The organism is Rhizorhabdus sp. GW822-FHT03C02, assembly GCF_058801765.1.
In genome coordinates, this window is sequence record NZ_JBXANN010000002.1 from 188,109 (window position 1) to 212,931 (window position 24,823).

A 24,823-nucleotide genomic window follows, 5' to 3' on the forward strand; every position below is an offset into this window, starting at 1 on the left:
GGGAGCGGGCGAATGTTCCGCCCGATCTGCGCCGACGGGTGCGATTGACCGGTCGGATAGACGCCGATAGGTCCGGATCGCGCTGCTGGCGGGAGAGATATGCCGATGATCGACCGTGCGCCGCCGATCGCCGGCTTTCTGCGCGGCGCGCTTGCGCTCTTCGCCCTCATCCTGTCCGTTTCCGTCCAGTCTGGAGTCCCGCTCATGACCCGTCACGCCACCGGCAGCTTCGAGGTGAAGATCAGCCCCGAGGCACAGGATGCCGGCCCCGAAGGCGGCCTCCCCACCAGCCGGATGGGGCTGTCGAAGATCTTTTCCGGAGGGCTCGCGGGCACCGCGACCGGCACGATGATCGCCGCGGGCGCGCCGAAGCCGGGATCGGCGGCGGCCTATGTCGCGATCGACCAGTTTCAGGGCAGCGTCGACGGGGTGCGCGGCGGCTTCGTCCTCGCCCATGTCGGGACGATGACCAAGGCGGGCGGCGCCGCGCTGGCGGTGACGGTTGCGCCCGACAGCGGCACCGGCGATCTCGAGGGGATCGGCGGGACGCTGACGATCGAGATCAAGGATGGGAAGCATTTCTACGACTTCGCTTATTCGCTGCCCGAGAAAAACTGAGCGATCATCCCAGCGTCAGGAAGGCGATCGCGCCTGACGCGGCGGCGAGCAGCGCGCCGATCAGCGCCGCCGCCTGGAAAGCCGAGGTCAGCGCCGCGCCCGATTGCGCGATCACCGCGCCGGCGAGCGCGGTCGCGATCAGGCCGCCGGTGCGGGCGATCGCGCTGTTGAATCCCGAGGCGGTGCCGGTGTGGCGGCCGTCGACCGAGGACAGAACCGCGGTCGTCAGCGGCGCCACCGCCCCGGCCATGCCGAGCGCGATCACCAGCATCGCCGGGAAGGCGCCGGTCCAGTAGCTGGCCATGGGATCGACCCGGATCAGCAGCGCGAAGCCGACGCCGGTGACGATCGGGCCGATGGTGAGCGGCCAGCGCGGGCCGACATGTTCGGTAACCCGCCCCATCAGCCGCGACGCCGATCCGATGACGATCGAGAAGGGCAGCAGCGCGAGCCCCGCCTGGAACGGCGCATAGCCGCCGCCGACGATCAGCAGATAGGGCAGCAGCACCAGCAGGCCGCCGAGCGCGCCATAGAGCAGGAAGGTCAGCAGGGTCAGCCCGACAAAGGCGCGCGACCCGAACAGCGACAGCGGCATCATCGCGCGGTCGCCGCGGCGATGCTCGACGACCAGGAAAGCGATCAGCAGGACGAGGCCCGCCGCGACGCCGGCGCAGATCTGTGCCGTCAGCGCGTGGCGGCTCGACCAGGATGTCAGCGCCCAGGTGAGCGTACCGAGCGCAAGCGTCGCCAGCGCCGCGCCGGGGGCGTCGAGCGGCTGCTCGCCCTTCGCGCTCTCGCCGACCCAGGCCCAGGCCATCGCGATCGCCGCGGCGGCGACCGGCAGGTTGAGGAAGAAGATCGACCGCCAGCCGACCGCGCCGACCAGCCAGCCGCCGAGCGGCGGCCCGACCGCGGCGGCGATCGCGCCGGCCGAGGCCCATGTCCCGATCGCCCGGCCGCGCGCCTCGCCCGCAAAGGCGTTGCCCAGGATCGCGAGGCTGTTCGGCATGAGCATCGCCGCGCCGATCCCCTGCATCGCCCGCGCCGCGAGCAGCAGGTCGAGCGAACCCGCCAGCGCGCACAGTATCGAGGCGCCGGCGAACAGCGCGATTCCGCCGATCAGCATCCGCCGTCGTCCGAAATGGTCGCCGGCGGCGCCGCCGATCAGCAGCAGCGCCGAGAGCGGCAGCAGATAGGCGTTGACCGTCCATTGCAGGTCGGCGGGCCCGCCGCCGAGATCGCGGCCGATCGACGGCAGCGCGACATTGACCACCGATCCGTCGATGAAGGCGAGGCTCGACGCGAGGATCGTCGCCGCGAGCGTCCAGCGCGGGTGGCGGGTGCCGCCATCGTCGGGCAGGCCGGCACCGTCGCAGGGGGCGGGGAGCGCCGAGTTCATGGTCGCAGGCTCATGAGGCGCTTCTCCGTGCGGCGTCCGGAACCGGTGTCCGCCGATGCGGATTATTGCCGGCAAATGCTGCAAAGGAAAGGAGAGCGGCGATGCCCCGTGGCGACAAGGACGCCTATACCGACAAGCAGAAGCGCAAGGCCGCGCATATCGAGCAGGGCTATGAGGATCGCGGCGTCCCGAAGAAGACCGCCGAGGCGCGGGCCTGGGCGACGGTGAACAAGGAATCGGGCGGCGGCAACAGGTCGGGATCGGGCCGCGGCAAGCCCGACAGCCATGTCTCGTCGTCGCGCGGCGGAAAGGCGCACAAATCGGGATCGGCCGAGCAGAGATCGGCGGCGGCGCGCAAGGGCTGGGACACGCGGCGGAAGAACGCGGCGAAGGGGTGAGTGTGCGGGGAGCGTCGAATGCTCCCTGCACTTAGCGCGTCATCATGCCCCGGCGTGGCGAAGGTGCTGAGCCGCCATCGGTGTTGCGTAGACCCATCCACCGCTTCGCGGTCCCCCTCCCCAAAAGCTGCGCTTTAGGGAGGATCTGCAGGGCGCGCGCGCCATTTTCAGGTTGCGGCGGACCGGCGGCGTTTCATAGCTTCGTCGCCGAAGCCTCGTCGCATGGCGCGACGGGCATGGCCGAAGGACGCGTGCCGCCGATGACCGATATCCGCGCTTCGCGTCCCGACGACGGGCCCCGTGCGGTGGAGATCTGGCAAAGGGCGGTCGATGCGACCCATGATTTTCTCGATCCTGCCGACCGGATCGCGATCGGCGCGGAGGTGGCGGGGTTCCTGCCGTCGGCGCCGCTGTGGCTCGCGGTCGATGCGCGGGACCGGCCGATCGGCTTCATGCTGCTCGATGGTGCCCAGATGGAGGCGCTGTTCATCGATCCCGATTATCGCGGCACCGGCGTCGGCCGCGCGCTGGTTGCGCATGCGTTGGCGCTGCACCCCGTCATCACCACCGAGGTCAACGAGCAGAACGGCCAGGCGGTGGGCTTCTACGAGCGGCTGGGCTTCGTGCGCACCGGTCGCTCGGCGGTCGACGGGCAGGGGCGGCCCTATCCGCTGATCCATCTGCGTTCGGCGCCGGCGGGCTGAACGACGGCGCTTGCCGCCGCGCCGAATCCAGATCAGCGTGGGGGGCGGGCCAAAGGGGAGGGACTCATGACCTATGATCGCCTGGTCAGGCTGCTGCCGTTCGCGGTGATCGTCCATGTCGGCGAGGAATATCTCACCCATTTTCCGCGCTATGTCGGCGAGGTGACCGGCAATCCGATGCCGGTGTCGGGCTTCCTGTTCAACAATCTGATCTTCTGGCTGGTGCTGGTCGGGCTGACGGTCTGGACGATCCGCGCGAAGACTCCGCTGTCGACCTTCCTGCTGCTCGCGTGGGCGGCGGGCAATCTGTTCTGGAACTTCGTCTTCCACCTGACCCTGGTCGAACTCTACGACCGCAATTCGCCGGGGCTGATCAGCGCGTGCCTCGTCTATCTGCCGCTGTCGCTCGGGCTGTGGTCGGCGGCGCTGCGCGAGCGGCTGGTGGGGCCGGGCAGGCTGGCCGGTGCGATCGCGCTCGGCGCGCCGGTGATGGGGTTGATCATCGTGGCGGGGCTGCCTCGTTGAGATTGACCCGGATGGTGCCTTGCCGCTGACGGCACCTCCAGTTCGAGCGTAGAAGCTCGCTACGCTCGCACCCACCTTCTTCAGGTCAACCATGCCCCCGGCATGGTTGAGGGAGCGCCGGGGGCGCTCCCGACCTGACGAACCCTCCCTTGAAAGGGAGGGGCTAGTCCCGAAACCTTAGCCGGGCAGCACCAGCTCCTTGCCGAGAAAGTCGAGGAAGGCGCCGACCCTGAGCGCGAGGCGGTCCTGGCCGTTGTAGAGGGCGTGGAGGTCCTCATGGTCGCCGGGGTTGAACGGGGCGAGGATCTCGACCAGCCGGCCGGCGGCGAGGTCGGCCGCGGCGTGGAAGCGGCCGAGCCGGGCGATGCCGCCGCCGGCGGCCGCCATCAGCCGCACCACCTCGCCCGAATTGCCCATGAACGGGCCGTCGACCGGGCGCTGGACGATACGGCCGCCGACCCGGAACGGCCAGCTGTCGATCGCCCGGCGGAAGCTGAAGCGCAGGCAGACATGGCGGGCGAGGTCGGCCGGCGCGGCGGGGGTGCCGTGGCGCGCGAGATAATCGGGGCTGGCGACGACCACCATCGCGCTGCGGCCGAGCTTCTTGGCGCGCAGGCGGGTGTCGCGCAGCGGGCCGATGCGGATGGCGATGTCGGCGCGCTCCTCGATCAGGTCGACCAGCGTGTCGGTGAGCGCGAGGTCGACCGTCACCGCCGGATACAGATCGATGAAGCGCGGCAGGATCGGCAGCAGGCAATGCACCCCGAACGGCACCGAGGCATTGACCCGGAGCGGCCCGCGCGGCCCGCGTTCGCCACGGCCGAGGCTGGTTTCGACCTCGTCGACTTCGGCGAGCAGCGCCGAGATGCGGTCGCGATAGGATTCGCCCTCCGGGGTCAGGGTCAGCGACCGGGTGGTGCGCTGGACCAGCACGATCCCGAGCCGCGCCTCGAGCCGGGCGACGCTGCGGCTCACCGCCGACGGGGTCAGCCGCAGCGTCTTGGCCGCCGCCGCGAAGCTGCCCCCGGCGGTGACCGCGAGGAAGGTCTCCATGTCGCCATAGCGATTGTCCATGTGCTGTTACTCGTGATTTCAAATCACTTCTGAAATACAGTTTTACGATCTAATCATCAATCGCGGCATCGCCTATCTTCGTTTCACACATTCGGAACAGGAGACTGACATGGACCTGCAACTCAAGGGCAAGACCGCACTCGTCACGGGATCGACCGCCGGCATCGGCCTGGCGATCGCCGAGCGTCTGGCGGCCGAAGGCGCCGAGGTGATCGTCACCGGGCGCAGCCAGGACAAGCTCGACGCGGCGGCGGCGCAGGTCGCCAAGGCCGGCGGAGCGGTGCGCGCGATCCTCGCCGATCCGGGCACCGCAGAGGGCAGCGCGGCGCTGATCGCGGCGGTGCCGTCGGTCGATATCCTGATCAACAATCTGGGGATCTACGAGGCCAAGCCGTTCACCGAGATCGCCGATGCCGACTGGCTGCACTTCTTCGACGTCAACGTGATGAGCGGCATCCGTCTTTCGCGCCATTATTTCCCGCAGATGATCGCGCAGGACTGGGGCCGGATCATCTTCATCGCCAGCGAGAGCGCGCTGATGATCCCGGGCGAGATGATCCATTACGGGATGACCAAGACCGCGCAGCTCGCGGTCGCGCGCGGGCTCGCCGAGCAGACCCGCGGCACCGGCGTCACCGTCAATTCGGTGTTACCCGGGCCGACCCGGTCGGAAGGCATTGTCGGGTTCATCCAGTCGGTGGTCGACAACAAGGATGCTCCCGAGGCCGAGCGCGAAGCCGAATTCTTCGCCAAGTTCCGCCCGTCCTCGCTGATCCGCCGGCTGATCGAGGCCGAAGAGGTCGCATCGATGGTCGGCTTCCTCGCCAGCCCGCTGGCGGCGGTCACCAACGGCGCCGCGATCCGGGTCGAAGGCGGGCTGGTGCCGACGATCGCGTAACCGACCGCCTTTGATCGGCCGATAGCAGGCCCCGTCGCCCCGACCCGGGCGGCGGGGCCTTTGCATATGCGATCCCTATGCGGCCTGCCGGGGGTGCGTCTCGAATGCCTATGGTGCGCGGCTTATCCAGCATGCGGCGAGGCCATCCAGGCCTCGCGTCAACCCGACGGCTGGAGGCCGACAAACATGGCTAGGGCGTATGACGCCGCACTTTCGCACGACACGATCATCACGATCGGCGTCGATGATCATGGACAATGGCTGGTCGAGGAAAATCACGGCCTGCTCGGCGGGATATTCGTCAGCCGCGCCGCCGCGCTCGGCTTCGCGCGGGCCGAGATCCATGCCTTTCCCGGTGCCCGCCTCGTCGAGCTCGCCGGTGGGTCCCACACCACCCATTGATTGCGGTCCATCGACCGTCCTTCGTTCCCGGAGCATGACCATGGCCTCGCGCCACGACCTTTCGACCGACCCCCTGCCATCTACCATCCTGCCACCCGCCATCCGACCGCCCGAGGCCGCACTGGCCTATGACGCGGTCGGCGCGGGCTATCGTGCCTATGCCGATGGCGACGTCGCCGAACCCTTCGCCTTTGCTGGCGCTTATGGCTTTGCCGACCGCGCGATCTGGGCGCGGATCGAGGCCGCGCTGGTCGCGCTGCGCGCCGACGGGCGCGACGGCCTGCGGCTGATCGACGCCGGCTGCGGGCCCGGCACCTGGCTGGTCCGCACCGCGATCCGCGCCCGCGAGCTCGGCTTCACTCGGATCGAGGGCTGGGGTTTCGACATCTCGCCCGAGATGATCGTGCTGGCCGCCGGCGCGGCGCGCGGCCTGTGCGACAGCCGGATCGCGCTCCACTTCGCGGTCGCCGACATCGCCGAGGCGCTTGCCGCGCATGAGGGCGCACCGTTCGACCTGACGCTGTGCCTCTACGGGGTGCTCAACCATCTGCCGGCGGCGCGGCACGAGGGCATCGCCTTCCAGCTCGCCCGGGTGACCGCGGGAACCCTGATCGTCACCGTTCGCAGCGTCGGTAGCCTGCCGAGCATCTATGTCGAGGCGCTCGACCGGGCGCGGGCGTTCCACCAGGACAATGACGCCGACCGGCTCGAGATCGACCTGGTCGACGGGCGGCATATCGGCTTCAGCTCGCACCTGTTCTGCGCCGCCGAGCTGCGGGCGATCTTCGCGCCGCATGCCCGCATCGCCGAACTGGCGGGTGTCGACCTGTTCCACAGCCGCTTCGCGCCCAACCGCCACTGGAATCCCGCGATCATCCCGGGCGCCGGCTTCGACGCCGCGCTCGAACGGCTCGAACGCACCCATGCGCAGGATCCCGCCTTCATCGACCGCGCGGCGCATATCCTGCTGGTCGGGGCGGTGGTTCCGCGCGCCGGCTGATCTTCCGCGATCCGTCCTGTTGCTCCACGATCCCCGCAGCAGAACGCACCTGAGCGGGCGGCCCTTTTCCGGTCGCCCGCTCTTTTTCGACGGGCCCGCAGGGCCCGCAAGGCCGAACGGCCGCCCGAGCTTATTGCGAGGAAGCCCAGGGACGCGGATGCGTCCCGCCCGGCGTCTGAGGGCCTAACACATCAGAGTCCTTCGCCTTCGACCCAATGCGCGTGCGCCAGCCGGCGCGCGACCGACCAGGTCTGGACGCGGATGTCGGGGACCGCGACGATCTCCCAGAAGGCGCCGCGGGTCATCGGGCCGAGCGCGAACAGCCGCGGATTGGCGCGGCCATTGGCGTCGATCGTCTCGGCCTGGGCGTTGACGTCGATCCCGAAGCGGTGGCGGTCGGGACGGACATGGCCGGCGGCGAGCAGCAGGTGCAGCAGCGGCTCCTTCGTCCGCAGCAGATCGCCCTGCGGGCCGGTGCAGTTGATCACCCGGCGCACCGACAGCCGCTCGACCCGATCCTCGTGCCGCGGACGAAAGGCGAGATCGACCCGGTCGTCGGCGGCGGCGATCCGGGTCAGCTTGCCGCCGAGCACCTGCAGCCGTCCGCTGTCCTTGAGCGCCTGGACCTGGGCGGCGACCTCGGGCGCGAGGCGGTGGCGGTGGATGTCCCACCACGGGCGCAGATGGCGAATGAAGCGGACCTGTTCGGCATAGGGGGCGGCGAGCCACATCGCCTGGGTATAGGGGCGCAGCTCGTCGATCGCGGCGCGCCAGCCGACCGCCTCGGCGCGGCGGCGGACGACATGGACCAGATCGGCGCCGGTCGCGGCGGGCCGTTCGGACAGCGACGAGCGCGGCATCGCCGGGTCGCCATGGGCGTGCGGGGTGAGGCCACGGCGCGACAGCGCGACGATCCGGCCGCCAAAGCCCTGCGCCTCGAGGCTGAGCACGACGTCGACCATCGTCAGCCCGGTGCCGATCACCAGCACGGTGTCGTCATCGGTCAGCCCGGCGGCGAAGTCGGCGCTCCACGGGTCCGAGGCGTAGAGATCGGCCGGCAGGTTGGCGGCGGCGACCCCGGGCGGATCGCGCGGCGGCAGGTTGCCGAGCGCGAGCACCGCGGCATCGGCGGCGAGCTTGCCGCCGCTGTCGAGGCCGATCGTCACGCCCCGGTCGGTGCAGGCGACCTCGGTCGCGCTGTCCTGCAGCAGGGTCAGCCGGCCGGGGGCGGCGCGCATCTCGGCCTCGAGCAGTTCGGCGAGATAGGCGCCATAGTCGCGGCGCGAGGCGAAGCAGGTCGCGGTACCGCGGCCATGTTCGGCGAGCCAGCGCACGAAATGGCCGGGATCGTCGGGCAGCGCGCTCATATTGGCGGCGCGGACGTTGAGCAGGTGCGCCGGGCTGGTCGTCGAATAGGCGACCCCGCGCGCGAAGGCGCCGCGCCGTTCGATCAGGGTGACGCGGGGGCCATGATGGCGCAGCAGGTTGATCGCCTGCAGCGTTCCCGAAAAACCCGCGCCGACGATCGCGACATGCTCGATCCGTGGCGGTCCGCCGTCTGCCGTCATGAACACTCCAGGCCGCCCAGATGCGCACCTCGCCGGGCGCGGGATTTTCGTAAACGCGCGACCGGTCGGAGGCAATGGCGCTCGCGCTGGAGGCGGTAGCTTACTGCACCGCGACCTTGGTCGGGGCGATCGCGAAGCTGCGGTCGAAGCCGTCGGCGAGTGCGCGCTTGCCCGCGACCGCGCCGGCGTTGCGGAAATCGTCGAGGACGCGCTGCTGGTCGGCGACGACCGCGTCGTCGATCGGCACCGTCTCGCGCCGGTTCTTGTCGGCATAGTCGCGGGCGATCGCCAGCGGCAGGCCGGTTTCCTTCGCCATCACCGCCGCGAACTCGGCGCGGTGGGTGCGCTTCCAGGCGAGCGCCTTCGCCTCGCGCTGGACGAAGTCGGCGAGCAGCGCATGCTTGTCGCGGATCGCGCCCTCATTGGCGACGTCGAAGCCATAGCCGCGCACCAGGCTTTGCCCGTCGACGATGATCCGGGCATGGTCGGCGGTGGCGGCGGCGAGATAGGGCGTCCAGGTCGCCCAGCCGTCGATCGAACCCGAGCTGAACGCCGCCTTGGCGTCGCCCGGCGGCAGGAAGGTGAACTGGACCCAGTCGGGCGGCAGCTTCGCGTCGGCGAGCGCGCGGATCACCAGATAATGGCCGACCGAACCGCGGGTGGTGGCGATCTTCTTGCCTTTGAGATCGGCGAGCGAGCGCGCGGTCGAGTTCGGCGGCACCACCAGCGCGAGCGCGCCGGCGGGACGTTCGGGCACCATCTGCGCGGCGACCGCCTTGATCGGGCTACCGCTCTGATAGGCGAACATGAACGGCGCGTCGCCGACCAGCCCGACATCGACCGCACCGCCACCAATCGCCTCGAGCAGCGGCTGTGCGGCCGGAAATTCGGACCATTCGACCTTGTAGGGCGCACCTTCGAGCGCGCCGCTGGCGAGCATCACCGCCTTGGTGCCGCCGCGCTGGCTGCCGACATGGAGCACTTGATCGTCGCCGGCGCCGCGCCCGCATGCCGCGAGCGCCAGCAACATCGTCAGGGCAAAAAGCCTTTTTTTCACGCGACTTCCTTGCGTTCCGCACGCTCGGCATCGCGCTTGGCGACGCGGGCGTGGACCAGCGGCAGCAGTTGCTCGCCGTAGAGAATCGCGTCGTCGAGCGGCTCGAAGCCGCGGATCAGGAAATGGTCGATGCCGAGGTCGTAATAGTCGAGCAGCGCATCGGCGACCTGTTCGGGGGTGCCGACCAGTCCGGTCGAGTTGCCGCCCGCGCCGCCGACCGCGGCGAGGCCGGTCCACAGCCGGGTATCGGCGCGATAACCCTGCGCGGCGGTCTGGAGCAGCCGCTGCGAGCCGGCGTTGACCGGGCTGTGATCGGTGGTCGCGACCCCGGCCTTGGCACGGATCTCGCGGACGATCTCGACGACCTCGTCTGCACGCTTCCACGCGGCTTCCTCGGTGTCGGCGATGATCGGGCGCAGCGACAGCGAAAAGCCCGGGCGGCGGCCATAGCGCGCCGCCGAGGCGCGGATCGTCGACACCGCCTCACGGACCTGCGCCTGGGTTTCGCCCCACAGCGCATAGACGTCGGCATGGCGGCCGGCGACGTCGATCGCCTCCGGAGAGGATCCGCCGAAGAACACCGGCAGGTTCGTCGGCTTCACCGCGGCATAGCCCTGGCGAATGCGGTAGAAATCGCCGTCATGATCGAACGGCTTCTCGGCGGTCCATTCCTGGCGCAGCACCTTGAGATATTCGTCGGTGCGGGCGTAGCGCTCGACCTTGTTCGAGACGTCGCCGTCCTTGGCCATCTCGGCATCGGCGCCACCGGTGATGATGTGGACCGCGATCCGGCCGCCCGAGAGCTGGTCGAGGGTCGCGAGCTGGCGCGCCGCGAGGGTCGGCTGGGTGAAGCCGGGGCGGTGCGCGATCAGGAAGCCGAGCTTCGTCGTGATCGCGGCGGCATGGGCGGCGACGATCTGGCTCTCGGGCGAGTTGGAGCCGAACGGCACCAGCACCCGGTCGAAGCCGCCCTTCTCCTGCGCGATCGCGGCGGCCTCGACATAGTCCTTGTCGAGCGGGCGCAGGGTGCGCAGCCCGTGGATCTCGCTCTCGTTGTTGAAGCCGATATAGCCGATGAACTTGACGGTCATGGGGAGTCTCCTGGGGAGGCGATGTCAGATGACGAAGAAGCCGTGGGTGCCGTCGCGGGCGAGCTGGTCGACCAGGCCATATTCCCATTCGAGATAGGCCTGCATCGCCGCCGCCGGATTGTCGGTGCCCTCATAGGGACGCCGGTAGCGGCCCTCGCGCGAGCGCGGCGGCACCGCATGGGGGTTGCCGGTCTCGGTCGCGTCGGCGGCGAAGGCGCCGGTCAGCACATAGACCTCCCAGCCGAGCTGGGCGAGCCAGCTCGCGCTCATGTCGGCACGCGCGCCGCGATCGTCGGCGAGGACGATGCGGGCGCCGCGCACCGGCGCGAAATGGTCGGTCTCCTGGACGAGCTGGCCGCCGGGCGCCGACAGGAAGCCGGGCAGATGACCGGCTTCATATTCCTCGGGGGTGCGCACGTCGAAACGGTAGAGGGTGCGGCGCGGATCGGCGCCGAGATGCGCGAGCTCGGCGGCGTCGATCTGCTTGACCCCGGCGCGATAGGCGACGTTGCGGGCGCGGTGGCGGGCGGCCTCGGCTTCGGTCTCGTCGACCTCGGGGAAGCGCTGCTCGCTGCCATGGGCGAGGGTCTGGCCGGCGAGGGTCCAGCCGATCGTGCCGTTGCGCAGCGCCACCACCTTGTTGGGCAGCCCGGCATTGATCAGCGACTGGGCGCCGATGATGCTGCGGGTGCGGCCGGCGCAGTTGACGATGATCGTCGTCTCGGGGCTCGGCGCGATGCTCGGCGCGCGCAGAACGAGCTCGGCACCGGGGACGCTGATCCCGCCGGGCAGGCTCATCGTCGCATATTCGTCGAAGCGGCGCGCATCGAGGATCGCGATGTCGGCGGCGCCGTCGATCAGCGCCTGGACCTCGGGGGCGGGGAGCGACGGGGTGCCACGGCGATGCTCGACCAGTTCGCCGAACGCCTTCGAGTAGCTGTTGACGTCCTCGAACAGCTCGTAACCGGCATCCTTCCAGCCCTGGAGACCGCCGGCGAGGATGCGGACGCCGGTGTAACCGAGCGCGCGCAGCTTGCCCGCGGCGACATAAGCGAGATGCTCGCCATTGTCGTAGAGGACGATGGCCACATCCTTGCGCGGCAGCCGGTTGGCGGCCTCGATCTCGATCCGGTCGATCGGGATCTGCGACGCGAACAGCGGATGCGCGGTCGCGAAGGCGGCTTCGTCGCGCAGGTCGATCAGCGCGATCTCGTCGCGCGCGATCAGCGCGGCACGGATATCCTGGGGGGTGATGGTATCGGTCATGCGATCAGCGCCGGCAAAGGGGCATAGCCCGAGATGAAGGGTGTTTCCTGGCCGCTGCCGTCATAGGTCGCACGCCGCACCGCGCCGATATCGGCGCCATAGACATGGATGCTGATCGACACGCGGTCATCATGCGCGTTGGCGACGCGGTGGATGTCGCCGATCCGCGGCGAGACCGCATCGACCGCACCGGGATCGAGCCGCTGGGCGGGCCCGGTCGAGCGCAGGCCGGCCTCGCCGTCGCGCACGAAACTCTCGGCGAGTTCGGCGCCGCGCAGCACGCCGACCAGCCCCCAGACGCGATGGTCGTGGACCGGGGTGGCCTGGCCGGGTCCCCAGACGAAGCTGACCACCGAGAAGCGATCGCGCGGGTCGCGGTAGAGGAGATATTGCTGATAGCGGTCGCGCGACGGCGCCGCATAGGCGTCGGGCAGCCAGTCGTCGTGGCGGACGAGGTCGCCGAGCAGCCGGCCGCCGCGGGCGACGATCTCGCCCTCGACGTCGCTGTCCTCGATCAGCGCGGCGAAGTCGGCGACGAACTGGTGGAGGCGGGGCGAACCGGTCACCGGCGCGAACTGCTGCTGGGCATCGGGCGAGAGCGCGCTCATTCGGCCGCCTCGGCCATGTCGGGGTGGCCGGCGACGGTGTCGGCATAGCTGCCGGTGTGGGCGGTGACGCCGAGATGGCCGAGCAGGCGGCGGCGCAGGTCGCGCACGGTCGCGGTGCGCTGGCCGCGTTCGGCCTCGATCCGCTCCTCGGCGAGGATCCGGCCCTTGGACAGGACGAGGATGCGATCGGCGAGCGCGATCGCCTCGTCGACGTCATGGGTGACGATCATCACCGCCGGGCGATGGACCCGCCACAGGTTGAGCACCAGTTCGTGCATCTTGAGCCGGGTGAGCGCGTCGAGCGCAGCGAAGGGCTCGTCGAGCAGCAGCAATTGGGGCTCGCGGACGAGCGCGCGGGCGAGCGCGGTGCGCTGCGCCTCGCCGCCCGACAGGGTCAGTGGCCAGGCATCGAGCCGGTGCGACAGGCCGACCTCGGCCAGCGCGGCCTCGGCGCGATCGCGGACGTCGCGGCCCGACAGGCCGAGCCCGACATTCTTCCACACCCGCTTCCACGGCAGCAGCCGCGAATCCTGGAACACCACCGCGCGTTTGGCGGGGATGGTGACGTCCTCGCCGACCACCGGATCGAGCCCGGCGAGGGTGCGCAGAAGCGTCGTCTTGCCGCTGCCCGAATGGCCGAGCAATGCGACGAACTCGCCGGGGGCGATGTCGAGGTCGAGATCGTCGAGGATCAGATTGTCGCCGAAGCGGCGGCTATGCCCGCGCAGCCGGACGACCGGCGGCCCGTCGGCGTCTTCGGGCAACCCGCTGCGCGGCGCGGCGGGAAAGAAGGCGACGTTGTTCGAAAGCGCGGCGTTTGAAAGAACGGTCATGGGGTTCAGGCCTCCACCAGCTTGGGGCGCCAGGCGAGGGCGCGGTCTTCGACGATGCGGACGATGAGGTCGGCGCCCAGGCCGAGCAGCGCGTAGACCATCAGGCAGACGACGATGATGTCGGTCCGCATGAAGTCGCGGGCATTGTTGATCAGATAGCCGAGGCCCGCGCTGGCGTTGATCTGCTCGGCGATCACCAGCATCACGATCGCGATCGTCAGCGAATAGCGCAGCCCGGTCAGCAGCGACGGCAGCGCGCCGGGCAGGATCACATGGAGGATCAGCTGGACCCGGTTGAGCCCGAAGCTGAGCGCGGCGTCGACCAGCCGGCGGTCGACCCCTCTTATGCCCTGGTAGAAATTCAGATAGACCGGAAACAGCGTCGCGAAGGCGATGAGCGCGACCTTCGGGGTCTCGCCGATCCCGAACCAGACGATGAACAAGGGCGCGAGCGCGACCGCGGGAATGGTGCGCTTGATCTGCATCAGCGGGTCGATGACGACCTCGCCCTGCCGGGAGAGCCCGGCGACCAGCGCGAAGCCGATGCCGAGGGTGACGCCGATGCCCAAGCCCGCCGCCGCACGGCCGAACGAGACCAGCAGGTTGTGCGGCAGTTCGCCCGACTGGATCATCGAGAGCAGGGTCAGCAGCACGTTCGATGGCGCGGCCAGGATATGCTCGGGGATCAGCCCGGCGTGCGACGCCGCTTCCCAGACCAGCAGCAGGACGATCGGCGACAGCCAGCGCGAGCGCAGCAGATGGGCGCCGACCGAGCGCCGGGGACGGGAGCGCTCGACGGTGCGGGCGGGTGAAGTGGAGCTATGGGCGTTCATGCTTTTCAGGATTGGCTAAATCTCTATCGGTTCAATAGAGTTTAGCTGCTATCACCTATTAGCAAAGCTTTATCGACAGCTAAGGGGCTGGAAATATGGGATTTCATCGGGCGGAAACCCGCATTCGCAGAAAGGCTTTAGCCACTGAAACTTTGGCTGTGCGGCAAAGCGCCGCGATCGCGCGATAGGAGATCGTCATGGCCGTCAATCTCCCCACCAACATGCTGCGCAGTTTCGTCGCGATCGTCGACACCGGATCGATGCTGAGCGCGACCGAGCGTGTGTTCGTCACCCAGTCGGCGCTGAGCCTGCAGATCAAGCGGCTCGAGGAACTGGTCCAGCAGCCTTTGTTCGTCCGCGAGGGGCGGCGCCTCAACCTGACCGCGGCGGGCGACCTGCTGCTCGGCTATGCGCGCCGGGTGCTCGCACTCCATGACGAGGCGCTGGCGGCGGTGAGCGCGGGGCGGTTCGCAGGGCCGGTGCGAATCGGCATGGTCCAGGATTTCGCCGACCTGCTGCTGTCGGGCCTGCTCGCGCGTTTCGCCGAGCTCCATGCCGATGCGCAGATCTTCGCGCGGGTCGCGGGCACCGCCGAGCTTCAGGAAATGCTCGGTCGCGGCCAGCTCGACCTGGTGATCGGCTATGCCGCGGCGGGCGATCCGGCTTCGGTCCGCCAGGCACCGACGAACTGGTTCGGCGACGAGGCGCTCGCCGACAAGCGCGAGATCCCGCTGGCGGTGCTCGAAAAGCCCTGCCGCTTCCGCGAGGCGGCGATCGCCGCGCTCGACGCCGCCGGCCGGCCGTGGCGTATCGCGGTCGAGACCCCGAACCTGTCGACGCTGCGCGCCGCGGTCGCCGCAGGCCTGGGCATTTCGAGCCGGACGTCGCTGTTCATGCGCGACCTGGCGGTGCTCGACGGCCCGGCGCTGCCCCCCTTGCCCGATGTCGCCTGCGTGCTGCTTCGGGCCGAAAATCCCGGGGAGGCGCCACGCCATCTCGCCGAACTCGCCACCGAGTTGATCGAAGGGTTGTAAACCGGTCCGGCGCCCTGTTACCCGCGCGGGGAGGGGGCGCCATGACATTGCCGATGACGATCTTGCTGGCCGGGCTCGTCGCCGCTGTGCCTGCGATGGCGGATGAAGCGCCGGCCGGCGCGGCGCAGGCGCAACTCGTCGCCACGCCGCCGACGATGCTGTGGATCGGCCGCTATCGCGTCCTCGAGAAGGTCGTCGCGGACGCGCCGTGCCGGACGGTGTTCACCGGCCGCGGGATCCGCTTCGATTCCGATGTCGGCAGCTTCATCCGCGATCCGAAGGCCGAGCTGGAGGACCTCGTCATCGACTGGGCGACGGTCGCCTCGGTGGTTCCGGTCCCGCCCAAGCCCGGCAGCCGCACTGTGTTCTTCAAGCTCGACGCGCCCAGCGGGCCCAATCCCGACATCTATCTCTATTATGGCAAGGTCGCCGATCGCGATCGCATGGCGGAAGTCGCCCGGGTGCTGATCCGGTCGTGCGCCACCGCCGACAACGGTTGAGCGCTCGCGCGGCCGGCTATGCCGCGCCGCCGAGATTTTTCATCAGTTCGATGAGCGCCGGCAAGGCTCCGGCAAGCGTCGGGGCAAGCACCACCAGGACCTTCCCGATCGCCCCGAGCGCGCCTCCGCCCGCCGTTTGCGCGTCCTGTGAATCGGCGAGCGGCGGGAGTGCGGCGGCACGGTTGCGCAACGCCGTCGCGACCGGCAGCGAGAACAAGGCGATGACCAGGGTGTGCGATACGCCCGAGAAGAGCCCGTAAGCATTGACCTGCGCCTGGTAGGCGGTCGCGTCCGGTCCGCTCAGCAGTGCGAGCGGCCAGCGCATCCAGGCGAAGGACAGCGCCAGGCCCGCCACCATCAAGGCAGCGCCGGCATCGACATAGGATCGCAAGCGGCGATGCTGCCGGGCGATGAATGCGGCCTCCTCGATTGCCGTCAATCCTGCCAGCGGTCGGGCAAGGCAGGAAACGCCGCCGACGATCACGATCGCGGCGCCGACCATCAACGTCAGGCTGCCCGCTCCGGTCAAATGGTCGAACAGGTCGGCAAACCCGCTTTCGCTCGGGCCTGCGACCGCTGCCACGAAATCCGCGCCGATCATCGCCGATGGCGTCTCGGCGGCGAAAGCCGGTCCCAGCGACGCGGAACGTATCGTCCACGACAATCCGATCGCCAGCCCGACCGCCAGGGTCAGGACCAGCTTGCGGCGCATCTTCGGCCCGAATTCTTCCGCCAGGTCGTTGAGAAACAGGAGCAGCGTGAGGAAAGCGATGCCCCATGCGGCCAGCAGCGCGGCCAGAATATAGAGACGGCCGGCGCCCTCGAAATAGCCCTGGGCGGTGGTGGCGGAGAGGCCATGGGCCAGTAGCGGCACATGACGGGCGAACAGGGCGAAGATCATATCCGTGAGAATGAATGTCATCGTCGAAGGAACGACCAGCGCCAGCCCGATCCAGGAAATCTCCGACCTGTCTTCGTTGCGCATGACGTTCCCCCTCGGCGCAAAGCTAGCGGAAGCATGGGCTTGCGGAAATGATTTCCGGATCTACGCCCGATTGCAGGATCGGGGCCCGAATTTCCGCCATTTTCCCCCAAATGGTGGAGGCGCGTGCGCGCATGACGAAATTATGACTGTCCCGGGAGGCGGCATGATGGACCAGCGCACCAAGGACATCATCTTCTATATTTGCGTGATCGTGCTGCTCGCGGTCGGACTCTATGCCTTCTGGGGAAAATTGCAGGCGATCTGATGCGCCGCGGTCAATCCGGGCGTTCGAGCATCGCGATCAGCATGTCGGCGATCATCTCGAGGTCGCGCTGGCCGAGCGGAGTGCGGCCTATCACGACATGCTGGAGCATGATGCCGACATGGGTGTCGAAGACGAAGGCCATGCGCTGCTCGCTCGCGGTCGGGACGAGCGCCCGGAACATCAGGCGCCACTGCGCGCGCTCCTGCTCCTTGAAGGCTTCGGTGACCGCCTCGAGCTCCGGGATGCGGATGGTGGCGGCGGTGAGGCTGAGCAGGGCGGGGCCGCGCCCGCCCGACATATAGGTGACGGTGCCCGCCATATGCGCGAGCAACAGGTCGCGCGGCGACAGCCCGGCGGGAATGCCGGTTTCGATCGAGCGCGAGGTCTGGTCGAAGACTGCGGCGATCAGCTCGAGCTTGGTGGTGTAGCGGCGGTAGAGGGTCGACCGGCTGCAGCCGGCGGTCTCGGCGACCTCCTCGAAGGTCAGCCCGCCATAGCCGCGCCGGGCGAGCACGTCCCAGACCGCGGCCCGGATCGCCTCGTCCTTTTCGCTGTCGCGCGGTCGGCCGCGGCCGCGGTCGATCGTTTCCGGCATTCCGCTCCCTTGTCGTGAAGGGCCGCCGCGGTGATGTCCGCGGCGGCCGGTTTGGTCGGCGATCCTACTGGCCGGTCTTGCGAAAGCGAGCCCGGAAATCGTCCAGATCGATCGTGAAATCATCTTCGGCGAGATATTGTTCGTCGGTCAGCTTCGGCTTTTCCTGCTTGCGGTACCAGGCGGCATAGTCGGGGGCCTCGGTGCTCAGCGCCTTGTAGTGGGTCGAGCGGGTGCGGACATGGACGACCGGGGTGGCGGGGGCCATGTCGAAGGTCATCAGCCGCAGCCAGCCGTCGCCGATACCCTCGCCCTGCTGCAGTTTCGCGCCGGCATCGACCGCGGTCTGGCGCCGGTCCTGATAGTCGGACAGGATCTGATAGACCTTGTGGCCGAAGGCATTGGCGTCGGTGCGGAAGGCCTGGGCATGTTCGTGGCCGCACAGCACCATGAAGATCTGGTCGTGCCTGCTCAGGAACTTGTCCCAGATCATCTGCGGGCTGTTGTCGAGCGGATCGACCGCATGGTTGTCGATGATCGGATTGGGCAGCCGCGAGCCGTCGGTCTGCAGATAATCGTGCATGGTGACGATCGTCGGCAGCCCGGGATATTTCTTCACGATCGTCGCCGCCCACTCCAGCGAGGCGTTGGGCGCGTCGAACTGCAGCCCGATGTGGAGGAAACGATAGCCGCCAGCGGTGAAGATCTGGGCGCTGTCGGCGCCGCCGTCATGCGACGCGACATACCATTTCTGCCCCTTGAAATAGGGCGAGTCGGCGCCGAACACGCTGCGGAAATTGTCGAGGCCGCCGGCGTGGAGCATGCCGAGGCTCGACATGTCGACGAATTTGGCCGCGGGCGGATGGCTGGCGTCGGTCCACATCGCATCATAGTCGTGATTGCCCGGGACCACCGCGAACGGGACCTTGCCGGCGATCAGGTCATAGCCCTGCTTCGCGACCGGCATCTCGATCTCGATGACCCTGCGGCTGGGCGCGAACATCGGGTCCATGATCGGATTGGCAACCCGCTTGAAGCCCCGCGCGGCGTGCGCCGGGTCGATCGGCAGCGACTGGTGCTGCCAGATGTCGCCGAGCGCGCTGACGAAGGCGATATCGCCGCCCTGGCTTTCGAGGTTGGCGGCGACATAGCGCAGCTGGTCGAGGAACATCGTGCGCGCGTCGAACGCGAAGCCGGCCTCGGTCTGGTGGGTATAGTCGAGGTAATTCTGGGTGTCGGGGATCACCGCGATGGTGAAGCTGCTATCGTTGGCAAGGCTAGGACTGGGCGCGGGCGCGGCGATCGCGGCGGTGGTGGCCAGCGCGATCGTGGCGGCGGCGGTCAGCAGGGTACGGAGAAGCGGCATGTCGGGAACTCCCTGGAGGACGATCAGAAGGTGACGCGCGCGGTTGCGCCATAGGTCGCGGGGTCGCCGAAGAAGGCGACGTAGATGCCCGGCACGAGCGACCCGTAATTGAAGTAGTTCGACGCATAATGTTTGTTGGCGACGTTGCGTCCCCACACCGAGAAGTCCCAGCGCTGGTCCGCGGTGCGGATGCCGGCGCGCAGGTTGAGCAGGCCGTAGCCGCCGGTCAGCGAGTAGCGCGAATCGTCGAGCGAACCGAAATAATGCGATCGCCACGAATATTCGGGCGAGACATAGCCGACGAAGCGGGTGCCCAGCGGCTGCTCGAAGGTGCCGTTGATGCCGGTGGTCCAGTGGGGCGCGCCGGCGACCGGGCGGCCCGACAGGTCGCAGGTCGGCCGGCCGGTCGTCTCGAGCGGGCAGGGGCCGTTCACATAGGACAGATATTTGGCGTCGTTATAGGCGACGAAGCCGTGGATCGAGAGGTTCGAGGTCGGGCGGAAGGTCGCCTCGGCCTCGGCGCCCTGGGTCCGGACCTTGCCCGCCGATGTCAGCAGCTGGACGACCTGGCTGTTCACCTCGAGCAGGACATTGGCCTGATAGTCGCGCACGTCGGTGCGATAGGCGCTGAGGTTGAGGGTCAGGTGCCGGTCGAACAGATCGCTCTTGAGGCCCACCTCATAGTTGGTCGCCACCTCGGGCTGGACCTTGAGCGCGTCGCTGCCGAGGCCGGCCGGCGGCAGCGTCGTGTTGAGCCCGCCCGCCTTCTGGCCGCGCGACACCAGCGCATAGGCCATGATCCCCGGCGTGACATGATAGTCGGTGCCGAGCAGGAAGGACGGAGCGGTGTTCGAGATCGCGGCGTGGATCGGACCCGCGGCCTGGCTGGCGAGCGCGGTCACCGGCAGGCCCGTGAGCCGGCTGATCGGCACCGCGCGTGAGACGTCCTCAGACTTGGTCTCATGGGTCAGGCGGATGCCGCCGGTGATGTTCCATTGGGGGGTGACGTGCCAGGTCGCCTGGCCGAACGCGGCATAGCTGTTCGTCAGCGGCGCGGCGCGGGTGTCCCAGCGCGTATTGTTATAGGCGAGCAGGCCGGCGAGCGCGGGTGATGCCTGGGCGTAGATCGGCAGCAGGCTGTTGGGGATGCCCGAAAGCCAGGCGGCGGCGTCGCGGCCATATTCGGTATGCTGGTCGGTATCGACCTTCTGTCGGAAATAATAAAGGCCGGCGATCGCATCGACATTGCCCATCCGCGGGAAGGCGAGGCGCAGCTCCTGGGTCCACTGGTCGTTCTTGATATGATAGCCGCCGAACAGCACGTCGGCACTGCTGCCCTCGGTGTCCGAGCGCGAATCATATTGCCAGTAGCGATAGGCGCTGATCGAGGTGAGGGTGAAGTCGCCGAGCGACCAGTTGATCTCGGCCGATCCCGCCGCCTGGCGGGTGCCGGTTTCGACCGGTCCGTCGACCGCGGTGGTGCGCCCGTCGGGGTCGATCGCGATCTTCGCGCCGGTGGCGGTGAGCTTCGCCTGGATCAGCGCATAGCTGGTGCCGGTGGTCGGCAGCACGGTGACCGCGCCCGAGCTTTGCTGTTCGCGGGCATATTCGCCGATCAGGCGGATGCTGAAATCGTCGCCCGGCTTGTAGAGCAGTTGCAGCCGGCCGCCTTCGCGGCCGAGCGTGCTGGTCTTCTTGCCGGTGGTGATATTGTCGATCAGCCCGCCGCGGGTGGTGCGATAGCCGGTCGCGCGGAACGCCAGCGTGTCGCTGATCGGGCCGGTGAGCGATGCCTGATATTGCTGATAGTCATGATTGCCATAGGTCGCCTGGGCGCGCAGGCCGAAGTCGAAGCTGGGCAGCGCGGTGGTGATGTTGAGCGCGCCGGCGGTGGTGTTCTTGCCGAACAGGGTCCCCTGCGGTCCGCGCAGCAATTCGACCTGCTGGATGTCGATCAGGTCCATCGCGGCCATGCCGGGCCGGCCGAGATAGACGCCGTCGACGAAGATGCCGGCGCTGTTCTCGAGCCCGTCGCTGCCCGGATTGTTGCCGAGGCCGCGAATGCTGACGCTCGCCTGATGGCCGTTGGTGATCACGACGACGGTGCTCGGCGCGAGCTGGTTGAGATCCTCGAGCCGGATATGGTCGTTGCGGCGGAGCTGATCGTTGCCGATCGCGGTGATCGCGACCGGCACGTCCTGCATCCGCTCGCGGGTCTTGCGCGCGGTGACGACGATATCCCCCGATCCTGCGGTCTCCGCTTCCGCCGCGTCGGCGGCATCGGCGGAAGGCGCGGTGTCCTGCGCATGCGCCGCGGCCGCCGTGAGACCGGCCATACCCAGCACGCCACGAAGCGCCGCGCGCCGCCACCGGCGCCGCGCGCTCGACAAATTCACCACTGCAATCTCCCTGAATGGAATTACGATACAGTCGCGTGCCGTAATTTGGTTCGATGACGATTCGGCGACGGTCCGGCGGCGGATCGATGAGCCGCCGGAAATTTTCGTGCGCGGCGGAAATCTGCCGACGGCGGACGCAATTTCGTCCCGGCTGTCATCGTGCCGTCGCGCGGCGGGTGCATCAGGGCGGCGGCGGGAGGGGACTCGAAAGGAGGCTCCGGATGACGAACGACAGGCTGGAAAGCGACAAAAACCATCCTTGCGCCTGAGGCGCCGGACCCGCCGAAAAATATTTCACAGGCCAGGGAACGCGCAATGACGTGCGTCGTTCGTGGCCGTCACGACCCCGGAAATTTCATGCTTACTCCCCTGTTCATCGACTTCGAGGCCTCGTGCCTGCCGCGCGACGGCCGTTCCTTCCCGATCGAGGTCGGTCTCGCCGACGGCGCCGGCTGGTCGCGCGCCTGGCTGATCCGGCCCGAACCCGGCTGGGCCGACTGGGGCTGGACCGCCGAGGCCGAGGGCCTGCACGGGCTCACGCGCGAGACGCTGCTGCGCGACGGGCAGTCGGTGGCGTCGGTGATGGCCGAACTCAACGCGGCGGCGGGTGGCCATCGGGTCTATGCCGATCATGATCTCGATCGCCGCTGGCTCGCGACGCTCGCCGAAGCCGCCGCGATCGCGCCGGCCTTCGATATCGCGCATGTCGCCGAATGGCTCGACCTGCACCGGCCCGAACCATGGCAGGTCGAACAGGCGGTGGCGATCGCCGATCGCAGCGTGGCACAGCGGCACCGCGCCGAGCCCGATGCCCGGTGGCTGGCGGCACTGGCGTCGCAGATCGGCAACATCCAGGCGGGATCGTTCGGCTGGCCGCGACAGGCGGCCTGACCCGCGGCTGAAGCTGATCTCGACGATGCCGACGCATCCGCGATCGATCTGTTCGAACATCTTACGAGCGCGAAAAGCCGGGAGGGTGGGGGCCCTCCCGGCTCTGCGAAAACGCAATGCATACTGGCTTAGGGCATCGCTGCCCGACACGACTCCTTTAGGCGCTCGGCGGAGGGGGCGTTGTGATGCAGATCACCGGCGGGAAAAATCAGATGTAAAATCGGATTTGGCGTCCATTCATGCGTCACCGAGCAGCGGCGGGGCGCATGTCTTTTTCCTCCGCGATGGCATCTTTTGCCGGGCGAGACATGGATCCCGGCCTGCGCCGGGATGACGGGGATGGCTGGCGCTATTTCACCCCGCCGCGATCATACCAGTCGAGCCAGCGCTCCATGCGGTCCTTGAGGAAGCTCGGCCGTTTCAGCCCATGATATTGGCCCGGATAGATGATCAGCCGGGTCGAGATTCCGCGGCTGCTGAGCGCCTGGTAGAGCTGTTCGCTGTTGTGATGGGGGACGTTGAAGTCCTTGTCGCCGACCATGAACAGGGTCGGGGTGACGATCCGGTCGTTGTGGAAGAAGGGGTAGCTGATCTTCATCCAGCGATCGAGGCTGGTCCAGGGGGTGCCGAGTTCCATCTCATAGTCGCGGATATATTGGTCGGTGCCGTAGCCGGCGAGCGCATTACCGATGCTGGCGCCGCTGACCGCCGCCTTGAAGCGGGTGTCGGATGCAATCAGATAGTCGGTGAGCATGCCGCCATAGGACCAGCCGCCGACGAACAGCCGCGCCGGATCGGCGATGCCGCGGCGCACCGCATCGTCGACGCCGGCGAGCGCGTCGGGCACTGCCGGACCACCCCAGTCGGCATAGAGCGCCTTGGCGAAGGCCTCGCCGCGGCCGGTGCTGCCGCGCGGATTGGTCGAGACCACCGCAAAGCCATGTCCCGCGAAGATCTGCCAGTTCATGTTGAAGCCGGCGTTGAACTGCGACTGCGGGCCGCCATGGTTGAACAGCACGGCCGGCAGGGGCTTGCCCGCGACCGCGCCCGGCGGGGTAATCGTGAAGCCATGCACCTCGGTGCCGTCCTTCGAGGTCAGCACGGTCCGTGCGACCGGTGCGATCGCGACCTCCTTCAACCAGGCATCATTGGCATGGCTGAGCTGGCGCAGCGCGCCGCTTCTGTCGAGCGCGTAGAGTTCGGCCGGCGCGGCCGGGGTCGAGACCAGCACCGCCAGGCCGCCGCGCGGGGCCGCCGCCGGTGACGAGAACACCCTGAAACCGGCCGCTACCGACTTCGGTGCCCCGCCGGATGCGGCGATCTCGGCGATCCGTTCGACGCCGTCATCCTCGACGACGAAGCGGATCGCGCGCCCATCGGCCGACCAGATCGGGTCGTGGACGTTGCGGTCGAGCTTGCCGGTCAGGATCGTCGGCGCGCCGCCGGCGATTTCGACCACCGCCAGACTCTGCACCCCATAAGAGAAGAGCTCAACCGGGCCGCCCTGGAGATAGGCGATGCGGCGGCCGTCGGGGCTCCACGCCGGATAGCTCGACCATTCGGCGTCGTTGTCGGCGCCGGCGAAGTTGGTCAGTGCCCGCGGCTCGGCCGGCTGCGCGCCGACCGCGGCGACGAACAGGTTCGAATCATAGCTGCGATCGGGATCGGGCAGCCGCTTCGAGGTGAAGGCGATGCTGCTTCCATCGGGGGACCAAGCCGGCAACGCCTCGTCATAGTCGCCGGTGGTCAGGCGCCGGGCGCTGTGGGTGGCGAGATCGTAGAGCCAGATCCGGCTGCGGCGGGTGCCGAGATAGCCGTCGATATCCTGTTTGAACTGGAAGCGGTCGATCACGATCGGCCTGGGCTTCTTGTCGTCGCCCTTCTCCGTCGCGCCGGCTTCGGCGGCGGGGGCGGCGACCGCGGCGTCGGTGGTCGGCGGGGTCGAGGCGCCGGGCTTCGCCGGCGAGGCGGTGGCCGCCTGCGCGGCGGCGTTGGCCTTTTCGTCGGGGTCGGGGTCCTGGACGATCAGCGCGATCGTCTTCGAATCGGGCGACCAGGCGATGTCGCCGACCGATCCCTTGATCCCGGGCAGCCGCACGCCTTCGCCGCCGGTCCGGTCCATCAGCCAGAGCTGGTCGTCGTCATGCGAATCGCCGCGCGACGAGATGAAGGCCAGATATCGCCCGTCGGGGCTGAAGCGCGGCGTGTTCTCGCTCTCGCCTTTGCGGCCGGTGAGCTGGACGGTGCGGCTGCCGTCCCAGCGGCTCATCCAGAGATGGCTGACATTCTTGTCGGCGGCGACATCGCTCTCGGAGATCGTATAGGCGACCCAGGCGCCGTCGGGGGCGACCTGCGGATCGCCGACGGTGCGGATGCGGGCGATGTCGTCGGGGCCGATCGGCCGGGCGGCATGCGCCGTGGTGGCACCGAGCGCGAGGACAAGGGCAAGGCGGCTGGTCGTCTTCATGCGGGTCTCCGGATGGCGGATATCCGACATCGCATGGCCGGCGCCGCTTG

25 protein-coding genes are annotated in these 24,823 nt (G+C 68.6%); 11 read left to right on the plus strand and 14 right to left on the minus strand.

What is annotated here, in order from left to right; translation table 11 throughout:
• Positions 1–105: 105 nt before the first annotated feature.
• Entirely contained in the window at positions 106–618 is a 513-nt protein-coding gene (locus tag AC1RM6_RS07945) for a DUF3224 domain-containing protein (protein WP_493099881.1), read from the plus strand.
• Between the two features lie 4 nt (positions 619–622).
• On the opposite strand, the gene AC1RM6_RS07950 is transcribed toward AC1RM6_RS07945, so the two are convergent.
• The gene (locus AC1RM6_RS07950; protein ID WP_493099883.1) at positions 623–2,017 is read right to left on the minus strand and encodes an MFS transporter; all 1,395 of its coding nucleotides are present in this window, start codon (positions 2,015–2,017) and stop codon (positions 623–625) included.
• 101 nt (positions 2,018–2,118) lie between these two features.
• On the opposite strand from AC1RM6_RS07950, the gene AC1RM6_RS07955 reads away from it, so the two are divergent.
• The 3 genes from AC1RM6_RS07955 (at position 2,119) to AC1RM6_RS07965 (ending at position 3,644) form a co-directional block, all read left to right on the plus strand.
• Positions 2,119–2,415 carry a plasmid stabilization protein gene (locus AC1RM6_RS07955; RefSeq protein ID WP_493099885.1) on the plus strand — a complete coding sequence of 99 codons (297 nt, stop codon included), beginning with the start codon at positions 2,119–2,121 and terminating at the stop codon, positions 2,413–2,415.
• Between the two features lie 236 nt (positions 2,416–2,651).
• Entirely contained in the window at positions 2,652–3,119 is a 468-nt protein-coding gene (locus AC1RM6_RS07960) for an acetyltransferase (protein ID WP_493099887.1), read from the plus strand.
• A 66-nt stretch (positions 3,120–3,185) separates the two neighbouring features.
• A complete protein-coding gene (locus AC1RM6_RS07965) occupies positions 3,186–3,644 on the plus strand; it encodes an HXXEE domain-containing protein (RefSeq protein ID WP_493099889.1) in 459 nt (152 codons plus the stop codon).
• A 177-nt stretch (positions 3,645–3,821) separates the two neighbouring features.
• On the opposite strand, the gene AC1RM6_RS07970 is transcribed toward AC1RM6_RS07965, so the two are convergent.
• Positions 3,822–4,718, minus strand: a complete 897-nt coding sequence (locus AC1RM6_RS07970; protein ID WP_493099891.1) for a LysR family transcriptional regulator — start codon at positions 4,716–4,718, stop codon at positions 3,822–3,824.
• A gap of 109 nt (positions 4,719–4,827) precedes the next feature.
• Here AC1RM6_RS07970 and AC1RM6_RS07975 point away from each other — a divergent pair, with 109 nt between their 5' ends.
• From AC1RM6_RS07975 to AC1RM6_RS07985, 3 genes are all read left to right on the plus strand, one after another.
• Positions 4,828–5,616, plus strand: coding sequence for an SDR family NAD(P)-dependent oxidoreductase (locus AC1RM6_RS07975; protein WP_493099893.1), 789 nt, complete (start codon positions 4,828–4,830; stop codon positions 5,614–5,616).
• A 186-nt stretch (positions 5,617–5,802) separates the two neighbouring features.
• Positions 5,803–6,018, plus strand: coding sequence for a hypothetical protein (locus AC1RM6_RS07980; protein WP_493099895.1), 216 nt, complete (start codon positions 5,803–5,805; stop codon positions 6,016–6,018).
• A 40-nt stretch (positions 6,019–6,058) separates the two neighbouring features.
• The gene (locus tag AC1RM6_RS07985; protein ID WP_493099896.1) at positions 6,059–7,018 is read left to right on the plus strand and encodes a class I SAM-dependent methyltransferase; all 960 of its coding nucleotides are present in this window, start codon (positions 6,059–6,061) and stop codon (positions 7,016–7,018) included.
• Between the two features lie 191 nt (positions 7,019–7,209).
• On the opposite strand, the gene AC1RM6_RS07990 is transcribed toward AC1RM6_RS07985, so the two are convergent.
• The 7 genes from AC1RM6_RS07990 to AC1RM6_RS08020 form a co-directional block, all read right to left on the minus strand.
• The gene (locus AC1RM6_RS07990; protein ID WP_493099898.1) at positions 7,210–8,586 is read right to left on the minus strand and encodes an FAD/NAD(P)-binding protein; all 1,377 of its coding nucleotides are present in this window, start codon (positions 8,584–8,586) and stop codon (positions 7,210–7,212) included.
• Positions 8,587–8,686: 100 nt separating this feature from the next.
• A complete protein-coding gene (locus AC1RM6_RS07995) occupies positions 8,687–9,616 on the minus strand; it encodes an ABC transporter substrate-binding protein (protein ID WP_493100599.1) in 930 nt (309 codons plus the stop codon).
• Between the two features lie 23 nt (positions 9,617–9,639).
• On the minus strand, positions 9,640–10,734 hold the full coding sequence (locus AC1RM6_RS08000; RefSeq protein ID WP_493099900.1) for an LLM class flavin-dependent oxidoreductase: 1,095 nt from the start codon (positions 10,732–10,734) through the stop codon (positions 9,640–9,642).
• A 24-nt stretch (positions 10,735–10,758) separates the two neighbouring features.
• Positions 10,759–12,000 (minus strand): rhodanese-like domain-containing protein, encoded by a 1,242-nt coding sequence (locus tag AC1RM6_RS08005; RefSeq protein WP_493099902.1) that lies wholly within the window; start codon positions 11,998–12,000, stop codon positions 10,759–10,761.
• Positions 11,997–12,608 (minus strand): cysteine dioxygenase family protein, encoded by a 612-nt coding sequence (locus AC1RM6_RS08010; RefSeq protein ID WP_493099904.1) that lies wholly within the window; start codon positions 12,606–12,608, stop codon positions 11,997–11,999. Before AC1RM6_RS08010 ends, AC1RM6_RS08005 begins: the two co-directional genes overlap by 4 nt.
• The gene (locus AC1RM6_RS08015; protein ID WP_493099906.1) at positions 12,605–13,441 is read right to left on the minus strand and encodes an ABC transporter ATP-binding protein; all 837 of its coding nucleotides are present in this window, start codon (positions 13,439–13,441) and stop codon (positions 12,605–12,607) included. Before AC1RM6_RS08015 ends, AC1RM6_RS08010 begins: the two co-directional genes overlap by 4 nt.
• Before the next feature lie 5 nt (positions 13,442–13,446).
• Positions 13,447–14,274, minus strand: a complete 828-nt coding sequence (locus AC1RM6_RS08020) for an ABC transporter permease (RefSeq protein ID WP_493099908.1) — start codon at positions 14,272–14,274, stop codon at positions 13,447–13,449.
• Positions 14,275–14,471: 197 nt separating this feature from the next.
• Between AC1RM6_RS08020 and AC1RM6_RS08025 the strand changes: the two genes are divergently transcribed.
• Both AC1RM6_RS08025 and AC1RM6_RS08030 read left to right on the plus strand, forming a co-directional pair.
• Complete coding sequence (locus AC1RM6_RS08025) at positions 14,472–15,308, plus strand: LysR substrate-binding domain-containing protein (protein ID WP_493099910.1); 837 nt, start codon at positions 14,472–14,474, stop codon at positions 15,306–15,308.
• A 53-nt stretch (positions 15,309–15,361) separates the two neighbouring features.
• On the plus strand, positions 15,362–15,808 hold the full coding sequence (locus AC1RM6_RS08030; RefSeq protein ID WP_493099912.1) for a hypothetical protein: 447 nt from the start codon (positions 15,362–15,364) through the stop codon (positions 15,806–15,808).
• A gap of 16 nt (positions 15,809–15,824) precedes the next feature.
• Here the strand turns inward: AC1RM6_RS08030 and AC1RM6_RS08035 are convergent, their stop codons facing one another.
• Positions 15,825–16,793, minus strand: coding sequence for a hypothetical protein (locus tag AC1RM6_RS08035; RefSeq protein ID WP_493099914.1), 969 nt, complete (start codon positions 16,791–16,793; stop codon positions 15,825–15,827).
• A 142-nt stretch (positions 16,794–16,935) separates the two neighbouring features.
• Between AC1RM6_RS08035 and AC1RM6_RS08040 the strand changes: the two genes are divergently transcribed.
• On the plus strand, positions 16,936–17,058 hold the full coding sequence (locus AC1RM6_RS08040; protein ID WP_493099916.1) for a hypothetical protein: 123 nt from the start codon (positions 16,936–16,938) through the stop codon (positions 17,056–17,058).
• A gap of 10 nt (positions 17,059–17,068) precedes the next feature.
• On the opposite strand, the gene AC1RM6_RS08045 is transcribed toward AC1RM6_RS08040, so the two are convergent.
• The 3 genes from AC1RM6_RS08045 to AC1RM6_RS08055 all read right to left on the minus strand — a co-directional run bounded on the left by AC1RM6_RS08045 (position 17,069) and on the right by AC1RM6_RS08055 (position 21,352).
• A complete protein-coding gene (locus AC1RM6_RS08045; RefSeq protein WP_493099918.1) occupies positions 17,069–17,653 on the minus strand; it encodes a TetR/AcrR family transcriptional regulator in 585 nt (194 codons plus the stop codon).
• A 64-nt stretch (positions 17,654–17,717) separates the two neighbouring features.
• Complete coding sequence (locus AC1RM6_RS08050) at positions 17,718–19,016, minus strand: metallophosphoesterase (protein ID WP_493099920.1); 1,299 nt, start codon at positions 19,014–19,016, stop codon at positions 17,718–17,720.
• 23 nt (positions 19,017–19,039) lie between these two features.
• Positions 19,040–21,352 carry a TonB-dependent receptor gene (locus AC1RM6_RS08055; RefSeq protein WP_493099922.1) on the minus strand — a complete coding sequence of 771 codons (2,313 nt, stop codon included), beginning with the start codon at positions 21,350–21,352 and terminating at the stop codon, positions 19,040–19,042.
• A gap of 420 nt (positions 21,353–21,772) precedes the next feature.
• On the opposite strand from AC1RM6_RS08055, the gene AC1RM6_RS08060 reads away from it, so the two are divergent.
• The gene (locus tag AC1RM6_RS08060) at positions 21,773–22,306 is read left to right on the plus strand and encodes a hypothetical protein (protein ID WP_493099924.1); all 534 of its coding nucleotides are present in this window, start codon (positions 21,773–21,775) and stop codon (positions 22,304–22,306) included.
• Positions 22,307–22,655: 349 nt separating this feature from the next.
• Here the strand turns inward: AC1RM6_RS08060 and AC1RM6_RS08065 are convergent, their stop codons facing one another.
• Positions 22,656–24,773: a S9 family peptidase gene (locus AC1RM6_RS08065; RefSeq protein ID WP_493099927.1), complete on the minus strand. Its 2,118-nt coding sequence runs from the start codon at positions 24,771–24,773 to the stop codon at positions 22,656–22,658.
• Between the last annotated feature and the right edge of the window lie 50 nt (positions 24,774–24,823).

Excerpts from the sequence above, each read along its gene's own strand:
- AC1RM6_RS07945 (WP_493099881.1), top strand. The coding sequence starts at position 106 with ATGATCGACCGTGCGCCGCCGATCGCCGGCTTTCTGCGCGGCGCGCTT.
- AC1RM6_RS07950 (WP_493099883.1), bottom strand. The coding sequence starts at position 2,017 with ATGAACTCGGCGCTCCCCGCCCCCTGCGACGGTGCCGGCCTGCCCGAC.
- AC1RM6_RS07955 (WP_493099885.1), top strand. The coding sequence starts at position 2,119 with ATGCCCCGTGGCGACAAGGACGCCTATACCGACAAGCAGAAGCGCAAG.
- AC1RM6_RS07960 (WP_493099887.1), top strand. The coding sequence starts at position 2,652 with ATGGCCGAAGGACGCGTGCCGCCGATGACCGATATCCGCGCTTCGCGT.
- AC1RM6_RS07965 (WP_493099889.1), top strand. The coding sequence starts at position 3,186 with ATGACCTATGATCGCCTGGTCAGGCTGCTGCCGTTCGCGGTGATCGTC.
- AC1RM6_RS07970 (WP_493099891.1), bottom strand. The coding sequence starts at position 4,718 with ATGGACAATCGCTATGGCGACATGGAGACCTTCCTCGCGGTCACCGCC.
- AC1RM6_RS07975 (WP_493099893.1), top strand. The coding sequence starts at position 4,828 with ATGGACCTGCAACTCAAGGGCAAGACCGCACTCGTCACGGGATCGACC.
- AC1RM6_RS07980 (WP_493099895.1), top strand. The coding sequence starts at position 5,803 with ATGGCTAGGGCGTATGACGCCGCACTTTCGCACGACACGATCATCACG.
- AC1RM6_RS07985 (WP_493099896.1), top strand. The coding sequence starts at position 6,059 with ATGGCCTCGCGCCACGACCTTTCGACCGACCCCCTGCCATCTACCATC.
- AC1RM6_RS07990 (WP_493099898.1), bottom strand. The coding sequence starts at position 8,586 with ATGACGGCAGACGGCGGACCGCCACGGATCGAGCATGTCGCGATCGTC.
- AC1RM6_RS07995 (WP_493100599.1), bottom strand. The coding sequence starts at position 9,616 with ATGTTGCTGGCGCTCGCGGCATGCGGGCGCGGCGCCGGCGACGATCAA.
- AC1RM6_RS08000 (WP_493099900.1), bottom strand. The coding sequence starts at position 10,734 with ATGACCGTCAAGTTCATCGGCTATATCGGCTTCAACAACGAGAGCGAG.
- AC1RM6_RS08005 (WP_493099902.1), bottom strand. The coding sequence starts at position 12,000 with ATGACCGATACCATCACCCCCCAGGATATCCGTGCCGCGCTGATCGCG.
- AC1RM6_RS08010 (WP_493099904.1), bottom strand. The coding sequence starts at position 12,608 with ATGAGCGCGCTCTCGCCCGATGCCCAGCAGCAGTTCGCGCCGGTGACC.
- AC1RM6_RS08015 (WP_493099906.1), bottom strand. The coding sequence starts at position 13,441 with ATGACCGTTCTTTCAAACGCCGCGCTTTCGAACAACGTCGCCTTCTTT.
- AC1RM6_RS08020 (WP_493099908.1), bottom strand. The coding sequence starts at position 14,274 with ATGAACGCCCATAGCTCCACTTCACCCGCCCGCACCGTCGAGCGCTCC.
- AC1RM6_RS08025 (WP_493099910.1), top strand. The coding sequence starts at position 14,472 with ATGGCCGTCAATCTCCCCACCAACATGCTGCGCAGTTTCGTCGCGATC.
- AC1RM6_RS08030 (WP_493099912.1), top strand. The coding sequence starts at position 15,362 with ATGACGATCTTGCTGGCCGGGCTCGTCGCCGCTGTGCCTGCGATGGCG.
- AC1RM6_RS08035 (WP_493099914.1), bottom strand. The coding sequence starts at position 16,793 with ATGCGCAACGAAGACAGGTCGGAGATTTCCTGGATCGGGCTGGCGCTG.
- AC1RM6_RS08040 (WP_493099916.1), top strand. The coding sequence starts at position 16,936 with ATGACTGTCCCGGGAGGCGGCATGATGGACCAGCGCACCAAGGACATC.
- AC1RM6_RS08045 (WP_493099918.1), bottom strand. The coding sequence starts at position 17,653 with ATGCCGGAAACGATCGACCGCGGCCGCGGCCGACCGCGCGACAGCGAA.
- AC1RM6_RS08050 (WP_493099920.1), bottom strand. The coding sequence starts at position 19,016 with ATGCCGCTTCTCCGTACCCTGCTGACCGCCGCCGCCACGATCGCGCTG.
- AC1RM6_RS08055 (WP_493099922.1), bottom strand. The coding sequence starts at position 21,352 with ATGGCCGGTCTCACGGCGGCCGCGGCGCATGCGCAGGACACCGCGCCT.
- AC1RM6_RS08060 (WP_493099924.1), top strand. The coding sequence starts at position 21,773 with ATGCTTACTCCCCTGTTCATCGACTTCGAGGCCTCGTGCCTGCCGCGC.
- AC1RM6_RS08065 (WP_493099927.1), bottom strand. The coding sequence starts at position 24,773 with ATGAAGACGACCAGCCGCCTTGCCCTTGTCCTCGCGCTCGGTGCCACC.